Source organism: Salmonella sp. 741265050_HSA (assembly GCF_046569445.1).
GTDB classification, from domain to species: Bacteria; Pseudomonadota; Gammaproteobacteria; order Enterobacterales; family Enterobacteriaceae; genus Salmonella; species Salmonella enterica.
Map to the genome: position 1 here is coordinate 730,226 of NZ_JBKFSV010000001.1, position 23,554 is coordinate 753,779.

At 49.3% G+C, this 23,554-nt stretch carries 20 protein-coding genes and 7 pseudogenes; 15 read left to right on the forward strand and 12 right to left on the reverse strand.

The window, feature by feature from the left end:
• Positions 1–68 precede the first annotated feature (68 nt).
• Positions 69–1,718, forward strand: a complete 1,650-nt coding sequence (gene sapA, locus ACLD4F_RS03575) for a peptide ABC transporter substrate-binding protein SapA (protein WP_001241628.1) — start codon at positions 69–71, stop codon at positions 1,716–1,718.
• Positions 1,715–2,680, forward strand: coding sequence for a peptide ABC transporter permease SapB (gene sapB, locus ACLD4F_RS03580; RefSeq protein ID WP_000583298.1), 966 nt, complete (start codon positions 1,715–1,717; stop codon positions 2,678–2,680). Before sapA ends, sapB begins: the two co-directional genes overlap by 4 nt.
• Positions 2,681–2,910: 230 nt before the next feature.
• Here the strand turns inward: sapB and ACLD4F_RS03585 are convergent.
• The 4 genes and pseudogenes from ACLD4F_RS03585 to ACLD4F_RS03600 all read right to left on the reverse strand — a co-directional run.
• Positions 2,911–3,210, reverse strand: a pseudogene (locus tag ACLD4F_RS03585) (recombinase family protein); the annotation flags it as partial.
• Positions 3,211–3,368: 158 nt separating this feature from the next.
• A pseudogene (locus tag ACLD4F_RS03590) lies at positions 3,369–3,539 on the reverse strand (putative holin); the annotation flags it as partial.
• Between the two features lie 58 nt (positions 3,540–3,597).
• Positions 3,598–4,023 carry a subtilase family AB5 toxin binding subunit gene (locus ACLD4F_RS03595; RefSeq protein WP_080094800.1) on the reverse strand — a complete coding sequence of 142 codons (426 nt, stop codon included), beginning with the start codon at positions 4,021–4,023 and terminating at the stop codon, positions 3,598–3,600.
• 19 nt (positions 4,024–4,042) lie between these two features.
• A pseudogene (locus ACLD4F_RS03600) lies at positions 4,043–4,546 on the reverse strand (pertussis toxin-like subunit ArtA); the annotation flags it as partial.
• A gap of 179 nt (positions 4,547–4,725) precedes the next feature.
• On the opposite strand from ACLD4F_RS03600, the pseudogene ACLD4F_RS03605 reads away from it, so the two are divergent.
• A pseudogene (locus tag ACLD4F_RS03605) lies at positions 4,726–4,863 on the forward strand (IS4 family transposase); the annotation flags it as partial.
• Between the two features lie 15 nt (positions 4,864–4,878).
• On the opposite strand, the pseudogene ACLD4F_RS03610 reads toward ACLD4F_RS03605, so the two are convergent.
• Both ACLD4F_RS03610 and ACLD4F_RS03615 read right to left on the reverse strand, forming a co-directional pair.
• A pseudogene (locus ACLD4F_RS03610) lies at positions 4,879–5,082 on the reverse strand (recombination protein NinG); the annotation flags it as partial.
• 1,183 nt (positions 5,083–6,265) lie between these two features.
• Positions 6,266–6,621 (reverse strand): annotated as a pseudogene (locus ACLD4F_RS03615) (Arm DNA-binding domain-containing protein); the annotation flags it as partial.
• A gap of 135 nt (positions 6,622–6,756) precedes the next feature.
• On the opposite strand from ACLD4F_RS03615, the gene sapC reads away from it, so the two are divergent.
• From sapC to sapF, 3 genes are read left to right on the forward strand one after another with little or no spacing between them, the layout of a single operon-like run.
• Complete coding sequence (sapC, locus tag ACLD4F_RS03620; RefSeq protein ID WP_001146150.1) at positions 6,757–7,647, forward strand: peptide ABC transporter permease SapC; 891 nt, start codon at positions 6,757–6,759, stop codon at positions 7,645–7,647.
• Positions 7,647–8,639 carry a peptide ABC transporter ATP-binding protein SapD gene (gene sapD / locus ACLD4F_RS03625; RefSeq protein ID WP_001128869.1) on the forward strand — a complete coding sequence of 331 codons (993 nt, stop codon included), beginning with the start codon at positions 7,647–7,649 and terminating at the stop codon, positions 8,637–8,639. Before sapC ends, sapD begins: the two co-directional genes overlap by 1 nt.
• Position 8,640: 1 nt before the next feature.
• Positions 8,641–9,447, forward strand: a complete 807-nt coding sequence (sapF, locus tag ACLD4F_RS03630; RefSeq protein ID WP_000230462.1) for a peptide ABC transporter ATP-binding protein SapF — start codon at positions 8,641–8,643, stop codon at positions 9,445–9,447.
• Between the two features lie 15 nt (positions 9,448–9,462).
• On the opposite strand, the gene ACLD4F_RS03635 is transcribed toward sapF, so the two are convergent.
• Both ACLD4F_RS03635 and steC read right to left on the reverse strand, forming a co-directional pair.
• The gene (locus ACLD4F_RS03635) at positions 9,463–10,170 is read right to left on the reverse strand and encodes an EAL domain-containing protein (RefSeq protein WP_001268397.1); all 708 of its coding nucleotides are present in this window, start codon (positions 10,168–10,170) and stop codon (positions 9,463–9,465) included.
• A gap of 466 nt (positions 10,171–10,636) precedes the next feature.
• Complete coding sequence (gene steC / locus ACLD4F_RS03640; RefSeq protein ID WP_411010678.1) at positions 10,637–12,010, reverse strand: SPI-2 type III secretion system effector kinase SteC; 1,374 nt, start codon at positions 12,008–12,010, stop codon at positions 10,637–10,639.
• 34 nt (positions 12,011–12,044) lie between these two features.
• Between steC and ACLD4F_RS03645 the strand changes: the two genes are divergently transcribed.
• The 9 genes and pseudogenes from ACLD4F_RS03645 to osmB all read left to right on the forward strand — a co-directional run bounded on the left by ACLD4F_RS03645 (position 12,045) and on the right by osmB (position 20,621).
• On the forward strand, positions 12,045–12,224 hold the full coding sequence (locus ACLD4F_RS03645; RefSeq protein ID WP_061376649.1) for a hypothetical protein: 180 nt from the start codon (positions 12,045–12,047) through the stop codon (positions 12,222–12,224).
• Complete coding sequence (locus ACLD4F_RS03650; RefSeq protein ID WP_031618249.1) at positions 12,199–12,498, forward strand: hypothetical protein; 300 nt, start codon at positions 12,199–12,201, stop codon at positions 12,496–12,498. Before ACLD4F_RS03645 ends, ACLD4F_RS03650 begins: the two co-directional genes overlap by 26 nt.
• A 117-nt stretch (positions 12,499–12,615) precedes the next feature.
• Positions 12,616–13,404 carry an enoyl-ACP reductase FabI gene (gene fabI / locus ACLD4F_RS03655; protein ID WP_000506501.1) on the forward strand — a complete coding sequence of 263 codons (789 nt, stop codon included), beginning with the start codon at positions 12,616–12,618 and terminating at the stop codon, positions 13,402–13,404.
• Between the two features lie 199 nt (positions 13,405–13,603).
• Positions 13,604–14,581, forward strand: a pseudogene (locus ACLD4F_RS03660) (CMD domain-containing protein); the annotation flags it as partial.
• Positions 14,582–14,825: 244 nt separating this feature from the next.
• Positions 14,826–16,760, forward strand: coding sequence for an exoribonuclease II (locus ACLD4F_RS03665; protein WP_000485040.1), 1,935 nt, complete (start codon positions 14,826–14,828; stop codon positions 16,758–16,760).
• 261 nt (positions 16,761–17,021) lie between these two features.
• Positions 17,022–19,004 carry a cyclic di-GMP phosphodiesterase gene (gene pdeR, locus ACLD4F_RS03670; protein WP_079944372.1) on the forward strand — a complete coding sequence of 661 codons (1,983 nt, stop codon included), beginning with the start codon at positions 17,022–17,024 and terminating at the stop codon, positions 19,002–19,004.
• A 121-nt stretch (positions 19,005–19,125) separates the two neighbouring features.
• The gene (locus ACLD4F_RS03675; RefSeq protein WP_001279854.1) at positions 19,126–19,305 is read left to right on the forward strand and encodes a hypothetical protein; all 180 of its coding nucleotides are present in this window, start codon (positions 19,126–19,128) and stop codon (positions 19,303–19,305) included.
• Positions 19,306–19,391: 86 nt separating this feature from the next.
• A complete protein-coding gene (locus tag ACLD4F_RS03680) occupies positions 19,392–20,144 on the forward strand; it encodes a DNA-binding transcriptional regulator YciT (RefSeq protein ID WP_001088593.1) in 753 nt (250 codons plus the stop codon).
• 258 nt (positions 20,145–20,402) lie between these two features.
• Positions 20,403–20,621: an osmotically-inducible lipoprotein OsmB gene (gene osmB, locus ACLD4F_RS03685; protein WP_000481166.1), complete on the forward strand. Its 219-nt coding sequence runs from the start codon at positions 20,403–20,405 to the stop codon at positions 20,619–20,621.
• Between the two features lie 119 nt (positions 20,622–20,740).
• Here the strand turns inward: osmB and yciH are convergent, their stop codons facing one another.
• The 4 genes from yciH to ACLD4F_RS03705 all read right to left on the reverse strand — a co-directional run bounded on the left by yciH (position 20,741) and on the right by ACLD4F_RS03705 (position 23,479).
• Positions 20,741–21,067 (reverse strand): stress response translation initiation inhibitor YciH, encoded by a 327-nt coding sequence (yciH, locus tag ACLD4F_RS03690; RefSeq protein ID WP_001285199.1) that lies wholly within the window; start codon positions 21,065–21,067, stop codon positions 20,741–20,743.
• The gene (pyrF, locus tag ACLD4F_RS03695) at positions 21,067–21,804 is read right to left on the reverse strand and encodes an orotidine-5'-phosphate decarboxylase (protein WP_001529407.1); all 738 of its coding nucleotides are present in this window, start codon (positions 21,802–21,804) and stop codon (positions 21,067–21,069) included. The genes yciH and pyrF overlap by 1 nt, the downstream gene beginning before the upstream one ends.
• 190 nt (positions 21,805–21,994) lie before the next feature.
• Positions 21,995–23,164 carry a lipopolysaccharide assembly protein LapB gene (lapB, locus tag ACLD4F_RS03700; protein WP_000891378.1) on the reverse strand — a complete coding sequence of 390 codons (1,170 nt, stop codon included), beginning with the start codon at positions 23,162–23,164 and terminating at the stop codon, positions 21,995–21,997.
• Between the two features lie 6 nt (positions 23,165–23,170).
• The gene (locus tag ACLD4F_RS03705) at positions 23,171–23,479 is read right to left on the reverse strand and encodes a LapA family protein (RefSeq protein WP_000876301.1); all 309 of its coding nucleotides are present in this window, start codon (positions 23,477–23,479) and stop codon (positions 23,171–23,173) included.
• Positions 23,480–23,554: the final 75 nt, after the last annotated feature.

Sequence of the window (23,554 nt, forward strand, 5' to 3'; positions counted from 1 at the left end):
CGACATTTTTACGTGGCGGGCCGAAGTGCGATACACTTTGCAAATTGAACTTCAAAAACTTAACTATTATGCGCCTGGTTTTATCGTCTCTGATCGTGATAGCGGGTCTACTGAGTAGTCAGGCTACGGCTGCGACTGCGCCCGAACAAACTGCGAGTGCAGATATTCGCGATAGCGGCTTTGTGTATTGTGTCAGCGGGCAGGTCAACACCTTTAATCCGCAAAAAGCGAGCAGCGGCCTCATCGTCGATACCCTGGCAGCCCAGTTATATGACCGCCTGTTGGATGTCGATCCCTATACTTATCGTTTAGTCCCAGAGCTGGCAGAAAGCTGGGAAGTGCTGGATAACGGGGCAACGTACCGTTTTCACCTGCGCCGCGACGTTTCCTTTCAAAAAACCGCCTGGTTTACGCCGACCCGAAAACTCAATGCTGATGATGTTGTCTTTACCTTTCAGCGGATTTTCGATCGTCGACATCCGTGGCATAACATTAACGGCAGTAGCTTCCCCTACTTTGATAGCCTACAGTTCGCCGACAATGTAAAAAGCGTGCGTAAGCTGGACAATAACACCGTTGAGTTTCGCCTGACGCAGCCAGACGCCTCCTTTTTATGGCATCTGGCCACACACTACGCTTCCGTCATGTCCGCTGAGTACGCCGCGCAGCTTAGCCGAAAAGATCGTCAGGAACTGCTAGACCGCCAACCGGTCGGCACCGGGCCTTTCCAGCTTTCGGAGTACCGTGCCGGGCAGTTTATTCGTCTCCAGCGCCACGATGGTTTTTGGCGCGGCAAACCGCTGATGCCGCAAGTAGTAGTGGATTTAGGCTCCGGCGGTACCGGGCGTTTATCAAAATTACTGACCGGTGAATGCGATGTTCTGGCCTGGCCCGCCGCCAGCCAGCTAACTATTTTACGCGACGATCCGCGTTTACGTCTGACGTTGCGCCCGGGGATGAATATCGCCTATCTGGCCTTTAACACCGATAAGCCGCCGTTGAATAATCCCGCAGTGCGCCATGCGCTGGCCTTATCGATCAACAACCAGCGTCTGATGCAGTCGATTTATTACGGCACGGCGGAAACCGCAGCCTCCATTTTACCGAGAGCCTCATGGGCTTACGATAACGATGCCAAAATTACGGAGTACAATCCGGAAAAATCGCGCGAACAGCTAAAAGCGCTGGGCATTGAGAATCTTACGCTGCATCTCTGGGTGCCGACCAGTTCTCAGGCCTGGAACCCAAGTCCGCTAAAAACGGCGGAGCTTATTCAGGCGGATATGGCGCAGGTTGGCGTAAAAGTGGTCATTGTGCCGGTTGAAGGTCGTTTTCAGGAGGCGCGCCTGATGGATATGAATCACGATCTGACCTTATCCGGCTGGGCCACGGACAGCAACGATCCGGATAGCTTTTTCAGACCGCTGTTAAGCTGTGCAGCCATCAATTCGCAAACCAATTTCGCCCACTGGTGTAACCCTGAATTTGACAGCGTGCTGCGTAAGGCACTGTCGTCGCAGCAGTTGGCTTCGCGCATAGAAGCGTATGAGGAAGCGCAGAATATCCTGGAGAAAGAGCTGCCGATACTGCCGCTGGCATCATCACTACGCCTGCAGGCTTACCGCTACGATATTAAAGGGCTGGTGTTAAGCCCTTTCGGCAATGCGTCTTTTGCCGGCGTCTCCCGCGAAAAACACGAAGAGGTGAAAAAACCATGATTATCTTCACCCTGCGTCGGTTATTGCTGTTGCTGGTGACGCTATTCTTCCTGACCTTTATCGGCTTTAGCCTGAGCTATTTTACGCCGCACGCGCCGCTACAAGGCGCATCATTATGGAATGCCTGGGTTTTCTGGTTCAACGGTCTGCTGCACTGGGACTTTGGCGTGTCCAGCATTAACGGCCAACTGATCTCCGAACAGCTTAAAGAGGTGTTTCCCGCCACGATGGAGCTGTGCATTCTCGCCTTTGGTTTTGCGCTAATGGTCGGCATCCCGGTCGGGATGCTGGCTGGCGTGACACGTAGCAAATGGCCGGATCGTTTTATCAGCGCGCTGGCGCTATTAGGTTTCTCAATTCCGGTTTTCTGGCTGGCCCTTCTGCTCACACTGTTCTTTTCGCTCACGCTGGGGTGGCTGCCGGTATCCGGGCGATTTGACCTGCTTTATGAAGTTAAACCGGTTACCGGTTTCGCCATCATTGATGCCTGGATTTCAGATTCGCCGTGGCGCGATGAAATGGTGATGAGCGCCATACGGCATATGGTTTTACCGGTGCTCACGCTTTCCGTCGCGCCAACCACAGAAGTGATCCGCCTGATGCGAATCAGCACTATTGAGGTCTACGATCAGAACTACGTTAAAGCGGCGGCCACGCGCGGCTTGTCGCGCTTTACGATTTTACGTCGCCACGTGTTGCATAATGCGCTGCCGCCGGTCATTCCCCGTCTTGGTCTGCAGTTTTCAACCATGTTAACGCTGGCGATGATTACCGAAATGGTTTTCAGCTGGCCAGGGCTGGGACGATGGTTAATTCACGCCATTCGTCAGCAGGACTATGCCGCTATTTCCGCTGGCGTGATGGTCATTGGGTCGCTGGTTATTGTGGTCAATGTGATTTCCGATATTTTGGGTGCTATGGCTAACCCTCTGAAACATAAGGAATGGTATGCCTTACGATAAGAAACAATAAAAATATCATTAAATCAAAAAGTTATGCTTTTATTTTTGTGATAAGTTCGTTTTTTAGTACACAAATATATACACTTTGTTTTCTACTTTCTCCGGCAGTCCATGCTTCGATGATGATTGCCGGAGATTTATCTTCTGTATCAGCGCCTCCGGGTTTCACTGCGTATCGCTACCTGCTGTCGCGGTACGCCAGCCCCAATCAAACGCCCGGCCTGCGCCTATTGTTCCAATGTTAGTTTCGGTCGTCGGCCACCATTACACCCCCTCGCCCTTGTCGCTTCCAGTCCAGCGCGGGTTCTTTTCACAATCAATGCACGTTCCATTTCAGCGAGTGTGCCCATGACATGAAAGAAGAATCGCCCCATTGGCGTCGACGAGTCTATGCTGTCGGTCAGGCTGCGGAAATTAACGCTGCGTTCGCGCAATTCTTCTACCAGAACGACCAGATGACGCATACTGTGACCAAGGCGATCAAGCTTCCATACAACCAGTGTGTCCCCTTCTGATAACGTCCTGACTAAAAGGAGCAGGCTTCACGGGCTGGATTTATCCAACAAAGCGCGTAGTGAGTGTTTCCCGTGAGGCTGAATACGAAAAAGGCCACGTAAATGCGTAGCCTTTATGGTGAGAGTTCTAATCTTAAGAGGCACTCCATCAAACAAACCACCCACAATTGTCAGAAGCTTGAAGGAGTGCTTTGGGGTGACAGTATCTGCGGCATTGTTGCCACGAACAACGTTCCCGCAAATGCTCAAAATACAATCCCAAAATCCGCTCCAGTAAACAGTCTGAATATCGTTGCCCCACAGATCGCTACAGCCATACAGGAACCTGATAAAGGTTCAGACATAATCGTCTCACCAACAAGATTAAGCCTGTTCTTTAGAGCGTTTAATACCCAGCAACATTTAATTTGTCACCGTAGGCCCCATACAATAACTTGATGAGCTACAAGTAGTTATCGCAATTAATTCCCTGGAAGAGAATGCACTTTTGAAATCGGGGTCGCGCCAAACATTCTCTTTATAATATATCCTTACATCCCCCCCTGTTGTATAATAATACTTTGCTATATTTAGCATGTTATCAAATCCCTGTTTATGATTCCCATACACATCCACTTTACACATGGCATTGATACTAATAGCTTCACTCCCGTGCTTCAGTCCGATACAAAAAAACTGAGTTTCCTTATCCCCTGACGTATACACACCATAAGACAGGTTGTTAATCTGAACATTACTCACATACGTATCATAATCAGCCATAGCTGCATAACAAACACTGGATAATGACGCAAGAGCAAGAGTCAAAACCTTTAATTTCTTTTTCATAATCCACTCCAACAATATTTACCATACTTGTATTTCTATCGTAAACAAGCTCAACTGCCTCATGTATATTTTCAATTGGGATAGAATTTACAGATACATACTCACTTTGTAACCGAATCATCACTCGCTCAAAATGACCAAACTGGATACCACATAATTCAATATAAGCAACAGACGGCGGAAGGCTGTAGAAACTATTGTCTGCACGGATTCTGTATCTGTACAACCTGCCGCTAAATGTTGCTCTGGAGTAATATAATCGTGCTATATTATAAGACCCATTAATATCTGAGATGGTCGCAATATAGTACTGTCTCGACTACCGGATGCACAGGAGTCATCTCTTATATGTTGCTGAAGATTCCTGTTATTACCGTGAGAAGCAAAACCATCCCGAAAAATCACATCTGAAGGTCTCGAGTCAACACGATATACAAAACCAACGGTACTTGCATAATCAGAAAAACACTAAAAATAATATTACTTTTTTATCATACCCCCTCCCACAGAAACTATCAGGCAAACCACCTAATGTGTTAAGCCGAGTGCTAACCATAGCTCAGTCATACTTTACGTCTCGCTGGATAAAATTAGAAAAACAAACCTCCCCGGTTTACGGGCACGAAAATCCCCGTAATCGCACAATGCCTATCCTTAAACTGCGGCACTATAACGGCTTCCCCTACAGGGAGCCGTTTTGTTATGCCACTTCTCAATGACCTGCTCGATTTCAGCGACCATCCCCTTATGCCACCGCCTTCAGCGCAGATGTTTGCGGAACATCTTCCTGCTGAGTGTATACAACACTGCCTGACGCTCTCTAAGCATGCAACCGTTCGCCTGGCGTTCGGCTTTATCCGCCTGGTGTTTATCCCTGATACGCCTGGCACGCAGTTCCAGCGCGTAGATAGCGCCATGTTCAGGACAGCACCAGACAACGTTGCTGTAAGCAGGAGAAAACCATTCCCGGCAAACTTTGTATTTACGGCGCGGTAATTTAGCCATGCTCACCTCAGACCCGGTTACGGATATAGCATCTAATAACGTTAGATTATGCATGCGTAATAATTCATAGCATATCTATATTAATGTAAATAAAATACAGTCAACAGATTTCTCCAATTTTATTATATATAAACAGAGGCTTACATTGAGTAATAACAAGATCATACAACCCCGCACCAGTAAATTAATGTAAAAATAGGCGTAATCATGTATTAATATTGACTGGACAGCAGGTAAGTGATAACAAACAAATATTAAAAAGTAAATATCACATAATAACCATTATCACTACATGAGAGGTGAATATGATGAAACCTATTTCTGCCGCGATCCTCAATATTAGAGGGGCAGCCCCGGCACTGCCACTATCGGAAATGGCGCAACTAACCTAGCCAAAGATATTATTAGGGTAGCTAATATTGCTTATAATATTTCACAGGTTGAGCAAAAAAGTGGTTTCTTGTTAGTTACGGGAGAGAAAGGCTTCAACAAATCGGCTTGCCTGCATATGCTGGGACAACTGTTATTCCGCAGATAAAAGAGAGCCTAATAGTTTTAAAAAGGAGGACATAGATAAAGCGAATAGAAATGCTGGTTTCTTCGAACGAATGGTGTTTGGAGAACGTGATACTTTTATAGAGAGGGTTGCTAATGAGATCTGGAGTCGAGGCTACACAGATGTCAAAGTTTCTGGTTATCATGGTGCTGGTGTATTTTATGCTGGTGAAATCCCATTTACACATCTTAGAAGCACGACGATCCCGCCAACTATCACTGTAAAAAGAAAGTCCGTAAGAGTAACGCTGGAAAGTCCTATAGATTAAATCATAAACTCAGCTCTATTACTTTTGGGTAGATAAAGAGGTTATCATCAAAATTATATTTTTGTTAAAGTTTTTACGATATTGTAAACTGACAGTTACTGTATAAATAATCGGTAACTGTCAGCTCACATCTGAGCTAATAAATACAATTCCCCCTGCTGACCCGCTGCAGCGGTTTAAGACGCAACACCTCATGCCGGAGTATTCCGATCTGTCTTATTGTGAACCTCCCAGAGACTAATACCACAACTGAATACAAACTCCGCCAGATACTTTAAGCCGGACTATTCCCCGGATGCCGCCGCGCGCCGCTTCTACAAATACCGCAACATCCTGATCGCGCCATACTCCAAACTGGCGCCAGCCGCCACTGTCGGTCTTAATGACCCTGGCCCAAATTCCGTACAGTGCTAAAACTTCTCCCAGTAGTCGTATGTTCTTTTACGGTTAACGCTTCTGTTTTTTTCTTCTTCTCCAGTACCATCTGGTGACGAGGATCGAGTCCCTCAGTTAACAATGATCTAAAGTACTGACGGCGTTCCCTGGCATGAGATAGTGATATGGTTGGATAATCGCCAATCGTCAGTTGAGCAGCGTTCCCGTTCCATCTGTATCGGTAAAAGAATGTTATACTGCCGGATGTAGAGAGCCTGACATTGAGACCATGAGCGTCTGAGATGACCTTGATTTGGTCTCTTTTTTTGCCAGGAGCCTTTCTTAATTTTGTATCGGCAAGCAATGTGTACACTCCATGAGAGGATATGCACATTAGTGTACACATTTTGCATAAATTGATAACCTCAAAGTGCACAAAATTAAAACACCAACGCTCGATAACGAATTGATAATGTTTGAAAATTTCAAAAGACATAAAGCATGGTAAACAAAAATAAAACGAGTAAATATGCCTTACGATAGCGTCTACAGCGAAAAGCGCCCGCCAGGCACCCTGCGCACTGCCTGGCGTAAATTTTATAGCGACGCGCCTGCGATGGTGGGCCTGTATGGATGCGCCGGTCTGGCGTTGCTGTGTATTTTTGGCGGCTGGATCGCGCCCTATGGTATCGATCAGCAATTTCTGGGCTATCAGCTACTGCCGCCCTCCTGGTCACGCTATGGCGAAGTCTCCTTTTTTCTGGGGACTGACGATCTGGGACGCGATGTGCTGAGCCGCCTGTTAAGCGGCGCGGCGCCCACGGTCGGCGGCGCGTTTATCGTAACGCTGGCGGCTACGCTATGTGGATTAGTCCTCGGCGTAGTGGCAGGCGCGACGCACGGTTTACGCTCTGCCGTGCTGAACCATATTCTGGACACGCTGCTTTCCATCCCTTCGCTCTTGCTGGCGATTATCGTCGTGGCATTTGCCGGCCCACATCTGTCACACGCGATGTTTGCCGTCTGGCTGGCCCTGTTGCCGCGAATGGTACGTTCCGTCTATAGCATGGTGCATGATGAACTGGAAAAAGAGTACGTCATTGCCGCCCGTCTGGATGGCGCGACAACACTGAATATTCTGTGGTTCGCCATTTTACCGAATATTACCGCCGGTCTGGTCACCGAAATTACCCGGGCGCTGTCGATGGCGATTCTGGACATCGCCGCGCTGGGATTTTTAGATCTCGGCGCGCAGCTTCCCTCTCCTGAATGGGGCGCCATGTTGGGAGATGCGCTGGAGCTAATCTATGTCGCGCCGTGGACCGTTATGCTACCCGGCGCGGCGATAACGCTCAGTGTTTTACTGGTGAACCTGCTCGGAGATGGGATTCGTCGTGCGATTATTGCGGGGGTGGAATAATGCCGTTACTGGATATCCGCAATCTCACCATTGAATTTAAAACCAGCGAAGGTTGGGTAAAAGCGGTCGATCGCGTCAGTATGACATTAAGCGAAGGCGAAATTCGCGGCCTGGTAGGTGAATCGGGTTCCGGAAAGAGCTTGATTGCTAAAGCTATTTGCGGCGTCGCGAAAGACAACTGGCGAGTCACTGCCGACCGTATGCGTTTTGATGATATCGATCTGCTGCGCCTCTCCTCTCGTGAACGGCGTAAGCTGGTCGGGCATAATGTGTCGATGATCTTCCAGGAGCCGCAGTCGTGCCTTGATCCTTCCGAACGCGTCGGCCGCCAGCTAATGCAAAATATTCCCGCCTGGACCTATAAAGGTCGCTGGTGGCAGCGTTTAGGCTGGCGTAAACGACGTGCTATTGAATTACTGCACCGGGTGGGAATTAAAGATCATAAAGACGCGATGCGCAGTTTTCCCTATGAACTGACCGATGGCGAGTGTCAGAAAGTCATGATCGCTATCGCGCTGGCGAATCAACCGCGACTCCTGATCGCTGATGAACCCACCAACTCAATGGAACCGACGACGCAGGCGCAAATTTTTCGCCTGTTGACCCGACTGAATCAAAACAGTAATACCACCATTCTGTTGATTAGCCACGACCTGCAAATGCTGAGTCAGTGGGCTGACAAAATCAACGTCTTATACTGCGGCCAGACGGTAGAAACCGCGCCAAGTAAAGATCTGGTGACGACGCCACATCATCCTTATACGCAGGCGCTTATCCGCGCGATTCCGGATTTTGGCAGCGCGATGCCGCATAAAAGCCGTCTCAATACGCTGCCGGGCGCGATCCCGCTACTGGAGCAGTTACCGATAGGTTGTCGTCTGGGGCCGCGCTGCCCTTACGCGCAACGAGAATGTATTATCACGCCACGCTTAACCGGCGCGAAAAATCATCTCTATGCCTGTCATTTTCCGCTGAATATGGAGAGAGAGTGATATGGTGGAAACTCTGCTTGAAGTGCGCAACCTGAGTAAAACCTTTCGCTACCGGACAGGATGGTTTCGCCGCCAGACCGTCGACGCCGTGAAACCATTAAGCTTTACGCTTCGTGAGCGTCAGACTCTGGCCATTATCGGCGAAAACGGTTCCGGCAAATCCACGCTGGCAAAGATGCTGGCCGGCATGATTGAACCCACCAGCGGCGAGCTTCTTATTGACGATCATCCCCTGCATTACGGCGACTATTCGTTTCGAAGCCAACGTATTCGAATGATTTTTCAGGACCCCTCAACGTCACTGAATCCACGTCAACGTATTTCACAGATTCTTGACTTCCCCCTGCGCCTTAATACCGATCTGGAGCCGGAACAGCGGCGCAAACAGATTGTCGAGACGATGCGTATGGTGGGGCTATTGCCCGATCACGTGAGCTACTACCCGCATATGCTGGCGCCGGGGCAGAAACAGCGTCTGGGCCTGGCCCGCGCGCTGATTTTACGCCCTAAAGTCATTATCGCGGACGAAGCGCTGGCTTCGCTTGATATGTCCATGCGCTCGCAGCTCATCAATCTGATGCTTGAATTGCAGGAAAAACAAGGCATCTCCTATATCTATGTCACGCAGCATATCGGCATGATGAAACATATTAGCGATCAGGTATTAGTGATGCATCAGGGGGAAGTGGTTGAACGCGGCAGCACCGCCGATGTGCTCGCCTCTCCGCTACATGAGCTTACCCGCCGTTTAATCGCAGGCCATTTTGGCGAGGCGCTGACCGCTGACGCATGGCGAAAGGATCGCTAAGCGAAACAAATACCCTCAGTTCGATTCTCTGAGGGTGTTCATGCGACTGCCCAACAGCAATGTTTCAACCTCTTCTAACGCAACGGAAGGAAATAACGTGCCCTGGGTTGCCCAAATGCCTGCCGTTTTTAACGCCGACAAATGGCGTGCGTTTTCCTGGCCACCCACCACAATCTTGTCACAATAATGCCGGATATGTTTGACGAGCAGCGGAAACGTCATTTTTTCAATTTGTGAGACAAAAAAGCTGCGGTCAAGTTTTACGCCGCTAAAACACCCGCAAACTAATGGCGCAGCGGTTGCGTTCCCTACGCCCAGGTCGCCCAGCCATAATGGATTAGGTTGCTTATGAAGCGCGTGTATTAAAGGATCGATTAAGGCGTTATCTTGACATGAAAAATGTTCAGCGACCTGCAGCTCCACAAATAGCATGGCGTGTAGTAATGCGCGAATATCTTTGTCCTGAAGGACAAACTGCGCCATACCCCGATCGATATTTATGATACAGAACAGGCCGTGGCGTAAAAACCAGCCATGTTTGGCCGCGATTGTCCGCAACAGATCAAGCAGAAAACGGCGCTTCTGCGAATTGTCCCATGACGAGATAACAAACTCAGGGTGTAGCGGACGAGCGGGCGACGATGCAAAATGGGTAGTGATTTCGACACCCAGTAAATCCCCCTCCATTGCCCTTATCGGCTCTGCCATAAAAAAATAGCGCATGTGACCACTCCACTTGATCTTAACTCCCTGATAATGCGCTTTTAACGCAAATCAATCAATAAAAACGATCAATATATAAAAAATGATCGAAAAAAACAATATATGTTAACTTCATGATAACTTGCTAATTTTATGTTTTGAGAATGTTCTTCTATTGCTATAAGGAAATTTACATACTACGCCGAACAACGCTAATACGACGGCATGAGACCATCCGTAAAGCCAGGTTTTTCTTGTCAGGCAGAGGGGAAAAATCAAGGCGAGTTAATGGTGTTGCACCATTGCGAGGCATTTCACCCACTATAGCAGCGCGGCATCGCCAACCCTGGTTGCGAGTTGCATCTCCGCTGCAGGCTGTCCAGATCCCCCGAACGACCTTTAAACGAATAGCAACTCTCAATAATTGATCGGTAAATCTATAGCGAATGAGCCCCCGGCGATTCGCAGAAAAGAACGGAACTAAATACTATTTTTTTAATTCATTCTTTAATACCTTAGCCACAAGAGTCCCTTCCTCAGGCGCGGCTAGTTTAAAACGTCTTCCTGGCGCAGGTGTCTGTTCTTCCTCTCCGATTAACGCATCAAGATCCGCAATAAGTGACTTATAATATTCAACATCTTCAGTATTTCCTTCGGTCTCGGCCCGCTTTAATTTTATCAGGTGATGGGACTTAATTTGCTCTTCCAGTTGCCTTGTTGCAAGAGAAACGCTTCGCTGTTGCCGGGATTCTTGTGACAGCACCATTTGATCGCCATCCACAAAGAAAAGAACCCCTTCTTTAATCAGAATATTACCTAAGATATTTATATCATGCATATAAACCCCCCGGGATTTAAGAAGCGCCTCCGCCATTCGATAGTTATCTTCATCGTCAACATCTAACTCCTGACCTTGAATATATTTTGAAACTAAAACCGTAACGTCTTTACCATTAATATTCATGGAGGCCGAACGAGAAAAATTCTTGTCGTCATTGGCCATATTCAAATACTTACTGACACGATCAGGATGACAATTACGATGCTCCGGAGAGTTAACATCCACTTTTATTCCCCGCTCATTAATTGGAATCTTAACAACAAACTCATCATTTAACAGATAGACTGTCCCATAACTTCCGCTACCTATTTTATTTTTTTCAATATCACGCATGCGAATATTTTTCTGAAACTCCGGCGAGTTAATAAACGCCTCTATTGCCGCTGGTTGTGATGCATCCGTCTGATCAATAGCGCCATTCTCATCACCAGACGCCGTGACGGGCGTGGTCAGGAAGTCTATCAAACGTTGCTCAAAAGCCTCATAGATTCCATTACTACCTGCTTCGCTCGGCGTCAGGTGATCATTATCCAAAGCGGCAAGCGTAATTTCCCCGGAATTATAATTAAACATCGTTTCTTTTAAAAAATCGACGCAATGTTCAGAACACTCCGTCTCGGTCACTAATACTCCATCGTAAAACATCTGTAGTAGTAACATATTTTCTTGATGTGCTAATACCTCTACAGTGTATTTATCCATTGTTTCAGGTCTGGAGGCATCAATAAGTTTAATATATCCAAGAAGGGGGCGCCATCGTGTACAGTCTTCATCTCGCCTCGAAAATGGTCGTAGCGAGAAAGGCTTCGTAATATCGGGACGCTCGTTTTTTTGGCACAGTAGATTATATATCTCTTTATAATCAGAAATTAAACTTCGCCTGGTAAATATATTCCTGAAAAAATCTATGAATTTCTCATACGTTGAAAAAACATGCTCTTTTTTATTATCGATGATATCTCTTAAATACTTTTCTGATATCTGACAACTATGATTTCCGATATGAAATGTAAACGGCATATGTCTCATCCTCTGAAAATTTATTATAATACACATGCAAACATATAAAAACCTGATTTGTAACTACTGTAATCACCTGATTTCCAAAATTTTTCATATTCAGTATTACTCTGCATCAATAAATAGAGAAAACCTTCAGCGCCTAAAAAAGAAATTATTTTTGTTAAGCATTTGCTGGTTAAAATTACATATCCATAACATCGCTAATAGGTGAGGTAAACCATTCGGATGAATATTCTGGCTTCCTACAGAACCTTTATTTGTCTGGTGGAAAGCGCATCGCTATCGTACTTGCTATCCGTCCCGGTGTCTCTGGTTGGATGAGGCGAACCTTACACCAGCTGGTATACTGCACCGTAGGGCCTGTCCCATTAGACTCTTTGATTTGCCAGTTTGGCCCTGGGGAGTGCTCAAAATCCTCAGGGACTTCGTTACCGTGTGGTTTTAGAACGTCACCTGCCGGAGATAGCGGCGGAAAAATAGCGTGACACACGGGGCCAGGAGTGGGATATAATTTCAGACTAATTTCGAATAATGTTGAAAAGTTGCTGTTAACCATTGTTCGTAAAAGCAAAAAATAAGCAATGACTATAAGGATTAAAGCTATGGGTTTTCTTTCCGGTAAGCGCATTCTGGTCACTGGCGTGGCCAGTAAACTGTCCATCGCCTACGGTATCGCACAGGCGATGCACCGCGAAGGAGCTGAACTGGCGTTCACCTACCAGAACGACAAACTGAAAGGCCGTGTAGAAGAATTTGCTGCCCAGCTGGGTTCCAGCATCGTTTTACCGTGTGATGTCGCTGAAGATGCCAGCATTGACGCTATGTTTGCAGAGCTGGGTAACGTTTGGCCGAAATTTGACGGTTTCGTACACTCGATCGGTTTCGCGCCTGGCGATCAGCTGGACGGCGATTATGTTAATGCGGTTACCCGCGAAGGCTTTAAAATCGCTCACGATATTAGCTCTTACAGCTTTGTTGCCATGGCGAAAGCCTGCCGCACCATGCTGAATCCGGGTTCTGCGCTGTTGACCTTGTCTTATCTGGGAGCGGAGCGCGCCATCCCGAACTACAATGTCATGGGTCTGGCGAAAGCCTCTCTGGAAGCCAACGTGCGTTATATGGCAAACGCTATGGGACCGGAAGGGGTTCGCGTCAACGCCATCTCTGCGGGCCCGATCCGCACGCTGGCGGCGTCCGGTATTAAAGACTTCCGTAAAATGCTGGCGCATTGTGAAGCCGTTACGCCAATTCGTCGCACCGTGACCATTGAAGATGTGGGTAACTCAGCGGCGTTTCTGTGTTCCGATCTCTCGGCAGGCATTTCTGGCGAAGTCGTCCATGTTGACGGCGGGTTCAGCATTGCGGCAATGAATGAACTGGAACTGAAGTAAGCGCATTAAGTTTATTAGCGGGCGGCACGGCTGTGCTGCCCCATTCCCCTCACTCACCGCTCATCTCGTTATATAGCGTTCTGATATTTGTTATCACCTAACAATCTTTCATCCCTTTCCCGCATACGCCAGGATAATCCAGCATAAACGATCCGACGCCGAATCATTATCGATCGCCATTTCATCCTCGGGAAACCCTATGGAACAATGCCGAAAAGCGGGTAAAAGCCACTGGTATCATGAAACACAATCCACTATGTCGTCACAAACCCCGCTTTCGCTGATGCCGGAAGCCGCGTATGTTAACGATCGTTTTTTACTGGATTTAACGGTAGCAGAAACCGCGTTGACGCCTTTTGAGTCATGGTTAAAGCCCGCTCGCCAGTTGGCGGATGTCTTATTTCCCCGCACGGTTCTCAACGACCGGCTTCATACGTTTAGCACCTATGAACGTATGAGCACCGCGCTGACCGCCGCTCAGGTATTTGGGGTTCAGCGTTTGTGCCGCTATTATGCCGCGCGTCTGGCGCCGCTACCTGGCCCTGACGCCTCAAGAGAGAGCAATCAACGGCTGGCGCAAATTACGCAATACGCTCGTCAGCTTGCCGGCTCCCCCTCCGTTATCAATACGCGGGCCCGCGAACAGCTTGCAGAGGTGGGATTAACCGCCCGGGATACCGTACTCATCAATCAGATCATTGGGTTTATCGGTTTTCAGGCGCGGGTAGCGGCGATATTTCAGGCGTTTTGCCGTCTGCCCGTGCGCGAACTGCCCGGCCAGGAGATGCAGCGCTTTGCCAGGGCCGCGCGGTTTCAAAACCCCCAGACGATATGGCGGCCCGCCGCCAGTCTGGTAGAATATCCTCCAGCCCATACCAAAGTTCGGCGGCAATATTCGTCTTCACAATGCCAAATGATGGCGCCGGTACTCATGCGCGATCCGTCTTCATTCGCGTTACTCGAACGCATACTGACCAGCACATTACACACTGCATCGCCCCCTTCTTTACTTCCACTTATCACGCTCCTCACATCACGTATCAACGGCAGCGCCGCCTGCTTTAACGAACAGGCAACCCAACCTGGCGCGTGGCGCCGCGCTGTTATCACGTTACGCCAGGAAGACGACGATATCGCTCGTTGGGAGCTTGAGCCTGCGCTGACACAGGCGATACAATGGCTCACCAGAGCGCCCGATCGCTTTAGCGCCGCGCATTTTTTCCCGCTACTCACCAGGGGAGTTTCATCGGAGCAGGCCATTAATATGTTAGGCTGGTGCGGCGTGTGCGGATGGTTGAATCGTTTAAAAATCGCGTTGGGCGAAACCTATTAACTCATCCATTACAGAAAGAGCGCTTGCTGCGCCAGGCAGAATCGCGTAAAACTGTCAGCCGCTCTTTTGGCTACGAAAATAGACGAATATGTTTCAGGACAACCCGCTGCTAGCGCAGCTTAAACAGCAACTGCATTCCCAGACGCCGCGCGCTGAAGGGGTCGTAAAAGCCACGGAAAAAGGCTTTGGCTTCCTTGAGGTTGACGCGCAAAAAAGCTATTTCATTCCTCCGCCGCAGATGAAAAAAGTGATGCATGGCGATCGTATCGTCGCGGTCATCCACACGGAAAAAGAACGGGAGTCTGCCGAGCCGGAAGAACTGATCGAACCGTTCCTGACGCGCTTTGTGGGAAAAGTTCAGGGTAAAAATGACCGCCTGTCCATCGTGCCGGATCATCCGTTGCTGAAAGACGCGATTCCCTGCCGCGCCGCGCGCGGCGTTCAGCATGAGTTCAAAGAAGGTGACTGGGCGGTTGCCGAAATGCGCCGCCATCCGCTTAAAGGCGACCGTTCGTTTTACGCCGATTTAACGCAGTACATCACCTTTGCCGACGATCACTTTGTTCCCTGGTGGGTTACGCTTGCTCGCCACAACCTGGAAAAAGAAGCGCCGAACGGCGTAGCGACGGAGATGCTGGACGAAGGGCTGGAGCGTCAGGATCTGACCGCGCTGAATTTCGTCACTATCGATAGCGCCAGCACTGAAGATATGGATGACGCGCTATATGCTGAGGAATTAGCGGACGGCAGACTCCAGCTTACGGTGGCTATCGCCGATCCTACCGCCTGGATTGCCGAAGGCAGTAAGCTGGATAACGCCGCGAAAATTCGCGCCTTCACCAACTACCTGCCGGGCTTCAATATTCCTATGCTGCCACGTGAGCTGTCTGACGATCTGTGCTCACTGCGCGCCAACGAAGTGCGTCCGGCGCTCGCCTGTCGCATGATAATCGCCGCGGACGGCACCATTGACGATGATATCGCCTTTTTTGCGGCCACGATCGAATCGAAGGCCAAGCTGGCGTACGACAATGTCTCCGACTGGCTGGAAAATAACGGCACCTGGCAGCCGGATAACGAAGGCATTGCCCAGCAGATTCGTCTGTTGCACCGTATTTGTCTAAACCGCAGTGAGTGGCGTCATCATCATGCGTTAGTCTTTAAAGACCGCCCGGATTACCGCTTTGTGCTTGGCGAAAAAGGCGAAGTACTGGATATTGTGGCGGAACCGCGCCGTATCGCTAACCGTATCGTAGAAGAGTCGATGATCGCCGCTAACCTTTGCGCCGCGCGCGTACTGCGCGATAAGCTCGGTTTCGGTATTTACAACGTACATACGGGCTTCGATCCCGCGAATGCCGACGCGCTGGCCGCGCTGCTGAAAACGCATGGTCTGCATGTCGATGCCGAAGAGGTGCTGACGCTGGAAGGCTTCTGTAAACTGCGTCGCGAACTGGATGCGCAGCCCTCCGGTTTCCTTGACAGCCGCATTCGTCGCTTCCAGTCTTTTGCGGAAATCAGCACCGAGCCGGGGCCGCATTTCGGTCTTGGTCTTGAGGCTTATGCCACCTGGACCTCTCCCATCCGTAAGTATGGCGATATGATTAACCATCGCCTGCTGAAAGCGGTCATCAAGGGGGAAGCTATTGCGCGTCCGCAGGAAGATATCACCCAGCAAATGGCGGAACGCCGTCGCCTGAACCGCATGGCGGAGCGCGATGTCGGCGACTGGTTATATGCACGCTTCCTTAACGATAAGGCGGGGACAAATACCCGTTTCGCGGCAGAAATTATTGACGTCAGCCGCGGTGGTATGCGTGTGCGACTGGTCGATAACGGCGCTATCGCCTTTATCCCTGCCCCGTTCCTGCACGCCGTTCGCGATGAACTGGTATGCAGCCAGGAAAACGGTACGGTACAGATTAAAGGTGAGACGGTTTATAAAGTGACGGATGTCATTGATGTCACTATTGCGGAAGTTCGCATGGAAACCCGCAGCATTATTGCCCGACCGGCAGCGTAACCACGCTTAGCTCGCTCAACGGCCTTTGCTGAGAAGGCAAAGGCCGTTTCTTTTCTTCTTCTCCCTTCCGTCATGCTCTAAGTTTAATCTTATTCAAGCGCCCCATTTCTTGTTATTTTTAGCTGGCGACTATGCTTTTTCCAGAATCTGGATTACATATGAATACATAGATAAAACAATACGTTCAGCCATAATTACCCTTATTTATAACATGGCTAACCTTTCTTTTCGGGCACCTGGCGCTTAAATGGGATGGTACGCATGATGAAACAGATTCAGGAACAAACGGCGCTAAATCCCCTTCACTCTCACTGGCGTCTGGCTGATGACCGCAACGTGCTGTATCTCTCCCCGACAGGTGAAACGGATGCAGAAAAAACGGTTGAGCTATCGCCGGAGCAAGCCGGGCGTATCCGGGAAATAACGGCGATTACGTCCAGTCTGCTGATAACGTTGTTGATAGAAAAACAGGTTACCGCAGTGCACCTGGTAGGCCGTAAGATTAATAACCGTGAATGGGCTGGCAGCCTGGCAACCTGGCCTGATGCGCCTGCCATCGCGCCAACGCAGGCGCAGGAGCTCTCTTTTGCCGAGCAAATCGTATCAGAAGCCAACTCAGTCATTGCGATACTGGATAGTCGGGGAAAAATCTGTCGATTTAATCGGTTATGCGAAGAGTACACAGGCTTAAAAGAGCGAGACGTAATGGGTCAAAGCGTCTTTAAATTATTTATGAGCCGCCGGGAGGCGGTTGCCTCCCGGCACTACATTGAGAATTTTTTTCGCAATGGCAATGCCTATGAAATCGAACGCTGGATAAAGACCCGTAAAGGCCAACGCCTGTTCTTATTTCGTAATAAATTCGTCCATAACGGTAGCGGAAAAAACGAAATTTTCCTGATCTGCGCAGGCACGGATATCACCGAAGAAAGGCGGGCTCAGGAGCGTTTACGCATACTGGCGAATACAGACACCGTCACCGGCCTGCCCAATCGCAATGCTATCCATGAATTTATTAATCATGCTATTGCCTCGGCTGGCGAGTCGCAGGTGGGTATCGTTTATCTCGATCTGGATAACTTCAAGAAAATTAATGACGCCTATGGGCATATGTTTGGCGATCAGCTCTTACAGGCCGTTTCGCTGGCGCTGTTGAGTTGTCTGGAGGAAGATCAATTGCTGGCCAGACTGGGGGGAGATGAATTCATTATCCTCGCTGCCCATACGTCTCAGGCCGCGCTGGAAGCAGTAGCCTCACGAATCCTTACCCGTCTGCGGCAACCGTTTCGTATTGGACTTATTGAAGTTTACACGGGATGCGCCATTGGCATTTCGTTGGCCCCCCGGCACGGACAGGACAGCGAAAGTCTCATTCGCACTGCCGACACCGCAATGTATAACGCCAAAGAAGGCGGCCGCGGTCAGTTCTGCGTTTTTTCGCCGGAAATGAATCAGCGCGTATTTGACTATCACTGGCTGGATACAAACCTGCGAAAAGCGCTGGAAAACGACCAGTTACTTATTCACTATCAGCCCAAAATTACCTGGCGCGGCGAAGTACGTAGCCTGGAAGCGCTGGTACGCTGGCAATCGCCGGAACGCGGATTAATTCCGCCGCTGGAGTTCATCTCATACGCCGAAGAGTCAGGACTCATCGTCCCGCTGGGCCGCTGGGTGATTCTGGATGTAGTTCGCCAGATTGCGAAATGGCGCGATAAGGGGATTAACTTGCGCGTAGCCGTTAACTTTTCGGCGCGACAACTGGCCGACCAGACGCTTTTTACTGCGCTTAAACAGGCTTTGTACGATCTGAATTTTGAGTATTGCCCGATCGATGTCGAGTTAACGGAAAGCTGCCTGATCGAAAACGACACGCTGGCGCTATCGGTTATCCAGCAATTTAGTCAGCTCGGCGCCCAGATTCATCTGGATGATTTTGGCACCGGGTATTCTTCGCTTTCTCAACTCGCCCGGTTCCCTATTGATGCCGTTAAACTGGATCAGGCTTTCGTCAGAGATATCCATAAGCAACCGCTGTCGCAATCTCTGGTTCGGGCGATTGTCGCGGTAGCTCAGGCGCTAAATTTACAAGTGATTGCCGAAGGCGTAGAAAATGCTAAAGAAGATGCCTTCCTGACAAAAAACGGCGTCAATGAACGACAGGGCTTTTTATTCGCCAAACCTATGCCCGCCGTTTCTTTTGAACGCTGGTACAAACGTTATCAGACGAAAAAAATGCGTTAATGGCGGCGATAATAGGGAGAACAGCCTGTGCAGACAGGCATAGCCCTATTTTTCCCTTCTCTTTTCAGATTAATTTCTGCATCATGAATTCAAACCTTTTCTGACATTAAGGATGACAAACATGTCTGATATCGAAGCACAACGAATTGCCGCACGCATTGATACCGTGCTGGATATCCTTGTTGCTGGCGATTACCACTCGGCCATCAATAACCTTGAAATATTGAGAGCAGAGCTGTTAGATCAGGTTAAAGACGGTATCTCGCCATCCCAGGCTCCCGGGTCGCCCTGGGAAATCTGATAGCGATTATTTGTCCGGGATGGCCGTTAGCCCTTCCCGGCTCTCTGACTGTCTGTTGACTCCTCTTAACGTATAAAATTAATACTATGAACTCCCGACAACAATCAATTTTGCAAATGGTGGTTGATAAAGGCCAGATGAGCGTTGCTGAACTGGCGAAAATTACCGGCGTATCTGAAGTCACGATTCGTCAGGATCTGAATACCCTGGAAAAACAGAGCTATTTACGCCGTGCGCACGGTTTCGCCGTTTCGCTTGAGAGCGATGACGTAGAGACTCGCATGATGACGAACTACACGCTAAAACGCCGACTGGCGGAGTTCGCCGCCTCGCTGGTCAGTCCAGGGGAATCCGTTTTTATTGAAAATGGCAGTAGCAATGCGCTATTGGCCCGGACGCTGGCGGAACAAAAAGATGTCACGATCATCACCGTGAGCAGTTATATCGCGCATCTGCTCAAAGAAACCCCTTGCGAAGTCATTCTCCTCGGTGGAATCTATCAGAAAAAAAGTGAAAGCATGGTAGGGCCGTTGACGCGACAGTTTATCCATCAAGTGCATTTCAGCAAAGCATTTATCGGTATTGATGGCTGGCAGGCTGATACCGGCTTTACCGGACGCGATATGATGCGATCGGATGTGGTTAACGCTGTTCTGGAAAAAGGCTCAGAAGCGATTGTCCTCACCGACAGCTCCAAATTTGGCTGTGTGCATCCCTATCCCCTGGGCCCGCTCTCTCGCTTCCATCGTGTCATTACGGATTCCAAAATTTCCGCCAGCGATCAAATGCAGTTAGAGCATGCAGGGCTGCTAGTCAATGTTATTGGCTCATCCGTTTAAAATATTTCCCGATGGTTTGCCCTATGGCAAATCATCCTCTCTCTAAGACTTTTCTGACATCCCAATTAAGACTATTTACCTGTTGTAACGAGCGTAACGTCGTAAAATTAATATTAGCGAAATAACAGGAAGTGACTATCACCTGCGTGATATACCCCTGCGCAATCAGGTTTTACGGAAAATCTCTTAACAGGTTTTATTTTAACTATAGTTATAGTGAGCTTAATTCCGTGAATCGTTAATTCAGGAGAGAGTATTATGTTTATGACGAGCAAAAAAATGGCCGCTGCTGTGCTGGCAATCACTGTAGCAATGTCTCTGAGCGCCTGCTCAAACTGGTCCAAGCGCGATCGCAACACGGCTATTGGCGCAGGTGCGGGGGCGTTAGGCGGCGCAGTGTTAACGGACGGCAGTACATTAGGCACCCTGGGCGGCGCGGCGGTCGGCGGCGTGATTGGTCACCAGGTTGGAAAATAATTCAGACGCTTAAATATTGAACGGCTCAAAATAATACGTTTATTCTTTTCAGGTCTGGATTACAAAAATAGACAAAGTTGACTTTTACGCCACGGTAATTTACAACCGTGGCGTTTTCATTAGCCGCCAGCTAATTTTACTTTCATTCCTTTAGCTTCCAGCAATGATTTTATCAAGTCGCGTTTATCACCCTGGATTTCAATAATCCCTTCTTTTACTGCCCCGCCACAGCCGCATTTTTTCTTCAGTTCAGCCGCCAGTTTGGTTAATTCCGCATCATTCATCTCGATACCGGTAATCAAACATACGCCTTTACCCTTACGGCCACTGGTTTGACGCTGAATGCGAACGATACCATCCCCTTTGGGACGAACCGGCGCCGTTTTAGGTTCTTCAATGCGCCCCGTCTGTGTTGAATAAACCAGACGACTATTGGAATCGCTCATTATGCCTCCCGTTTCAGTGACGCGTTAATATCCTTCAGCGTTTGCGCCGGATCTACCGATTGCGTAACCGGGCGGCCAATCACCATATAGTCGACGCCGGCGGATAATGCCTGTTCGGGCGTCATAATGCGTCGCTGGTCGCCTGCCTCGCTGCCTGCGGGCCGAATGCCCGGCGTCACCAGCTTAAATGCAGCGCCAAAGACCTGTTTAAATCTGACCGCTTCCTGAGCGGAACAGACCACGCCATCCAGCCCGCATTGCTGCGTCAGGCGCGCCAGCCGCTCCGCATGTTCCGCCGGTGACAACGTCACGCCCAGATCGCGCAGATCGCTGGTTTCCATACTGGTCAACACGGTCACGGCAATGAGTAACGGCGCATCTTTACCGAATGGCGCCAGCGCGTCGCGCGCTGCGGCCATCATTCTCGCCCCGCCAGATGCGTGAACGTTTACCATCCAGACGCCCAGGTCTGCCGCTGCGGCGACTGCCCGGGCCGTGGTGTTGGGAATATCATGAAATTTTAGATCAAGAAAGACATCAAACCCACGTTGCTGGAGATCCCGAACGAGCTGTGGACCAAACAGAGTGAACATCTCTTTGCCCACTTTTAAGCGACAATCGCGAGGATCGATTTTATCGACAAACGCCAGGGCTTTATCGCGTTCATGGTAATCCAACGCCACAACGACAGGCGATTCAGTAATAGCGCAGGAAGAAGATGAAGCAGTAAACGTCATGACCAGACCTTCTTGATGATGGGCACCGGAAGTGGCGCAAATTGGATAAACGGCGTGCATTCTACCTGCGGCGCAGGGAAATTAACAGGTTCGATTGACAACCTGATAAGCCCTGGCCGCTGATGCCAGCGTCGTTTCTTGTCTTATGTCATTAAGTATGTTGTAACTAAAGTGAGGCTTTTTTTATATACTACTGCCCATCAAGTCCGCGAATAGGTTTAATGGTCGACCATGCCCGGCAGGACGGACAGTGCCAGTACAAGGTATAGGCGGTAAAACCGCATTTCTGACAACGATACCGCGGTTTACTGCGCACCTGCTCGCCAACCATATCACGCAGTACCATCAGGCTTTCTTTCGCTCGCCCTTCTTCCGCCTCATTGAGATGGTAATCCATCAGCTTATGGAACACCCGCATGGTAGGATGTCGCTGTAGCTGACGCGTGATATAGACTTGAGCTGCGTCACTACCTTCACGCGCTTCCAGAATATCGGCAAGCATTAACTCAGCGCCAGCACCGGTATTCTCCTCAACGGCGCGACGTAAAAACTCCGCCCACTCGGCATTTTTACCGAGCTGTTGATAACAGGTTTGCAGCATCTCCAGCGTTTCGCTGACCAGCTCTTTATCCTGAACGATCACACGTTGCAGGCTTTCGACCGCTTTGGCGTAATCCCCTCTCGCCATATAAACGCGACCCATCATGATAGACACCCGGGCGCTATTTTTATCTGCGGCGGCACCTTTTTTCAGCAACGCCATCGCGCGATCCATATCGTCGTTGCCCATCTGCTGTAACGCTAACTCACAGTAAAAATGGGCGATTTCGATACGCTGTTTATCTTTGCCCAGTTTCACCAGCCGTTCTGCTACTTCGATCGCCTTTTGCCAGTCGCTGGTTAGCTGATAGATTTGCAAGAGCTGCTGTAACGCGCCTACGCGAAATTCCGTTTCGTCGGTAAGTTGGTTAAACATATCTTCCGCGCGGTCATATAAACCGGCGGCCATATAGTCGCGCCCCAGTTGCTGAACAGCCAGTAAACGCTGTTCATAGGTCAATGAAGCGCTTTCCATGAGCGTTTGATGAATACGAATGGCGCGATCGACTTCGCCGCGTGAGCGAAACAGATTACCGAGAGTGAGATGAGCCTCAACGGTGCCGGTATCCTCTTTAAGCATATCGAGGAACAGATCCACCGCTTTATCTTGTTGGTTACTCAGCAGGAAGTTAACCCCTGCGACATAATCGCGCGACAGGCGGTTAGCTTCATCCTGTTTTGTTTGTTGCGCACTTCTGCGACCCATATACCACCCATAGGCAGCGGCTACAGGCAACAGCAGAAATAACAACTCCAACATAAATGATTATTCCTTTACAACCGACGAATCGGCAGGGACCGCAACGTCGGTTGCTGGCGAAAGCTTGTTTTCCAGTCGTTTAATTTTACGTTCAGCACGGGCAAGGGAAACGCGGACCCGCAGCCAGAACAGGCCGCAAATCAGCCAGCCAATCGCAAAACCGACGGCGAACAACACAGCAAGCAACGTGGAGATACGATACTCCCCTTGCGCCAGCAGGTAGTTAAACGTCACCTGTTGATCATTCTGCGCGCCCAGCGTCACCGAAATAACAAAAATCGCCAATACCAGTAAGAAAATGAGTAAATATTTCACATTACTTCCCGTTATGTGGTTTGCGCGAATAAATCGTGTCCAACTTACCGCATCCAGCCTTCTAAATTACCATTT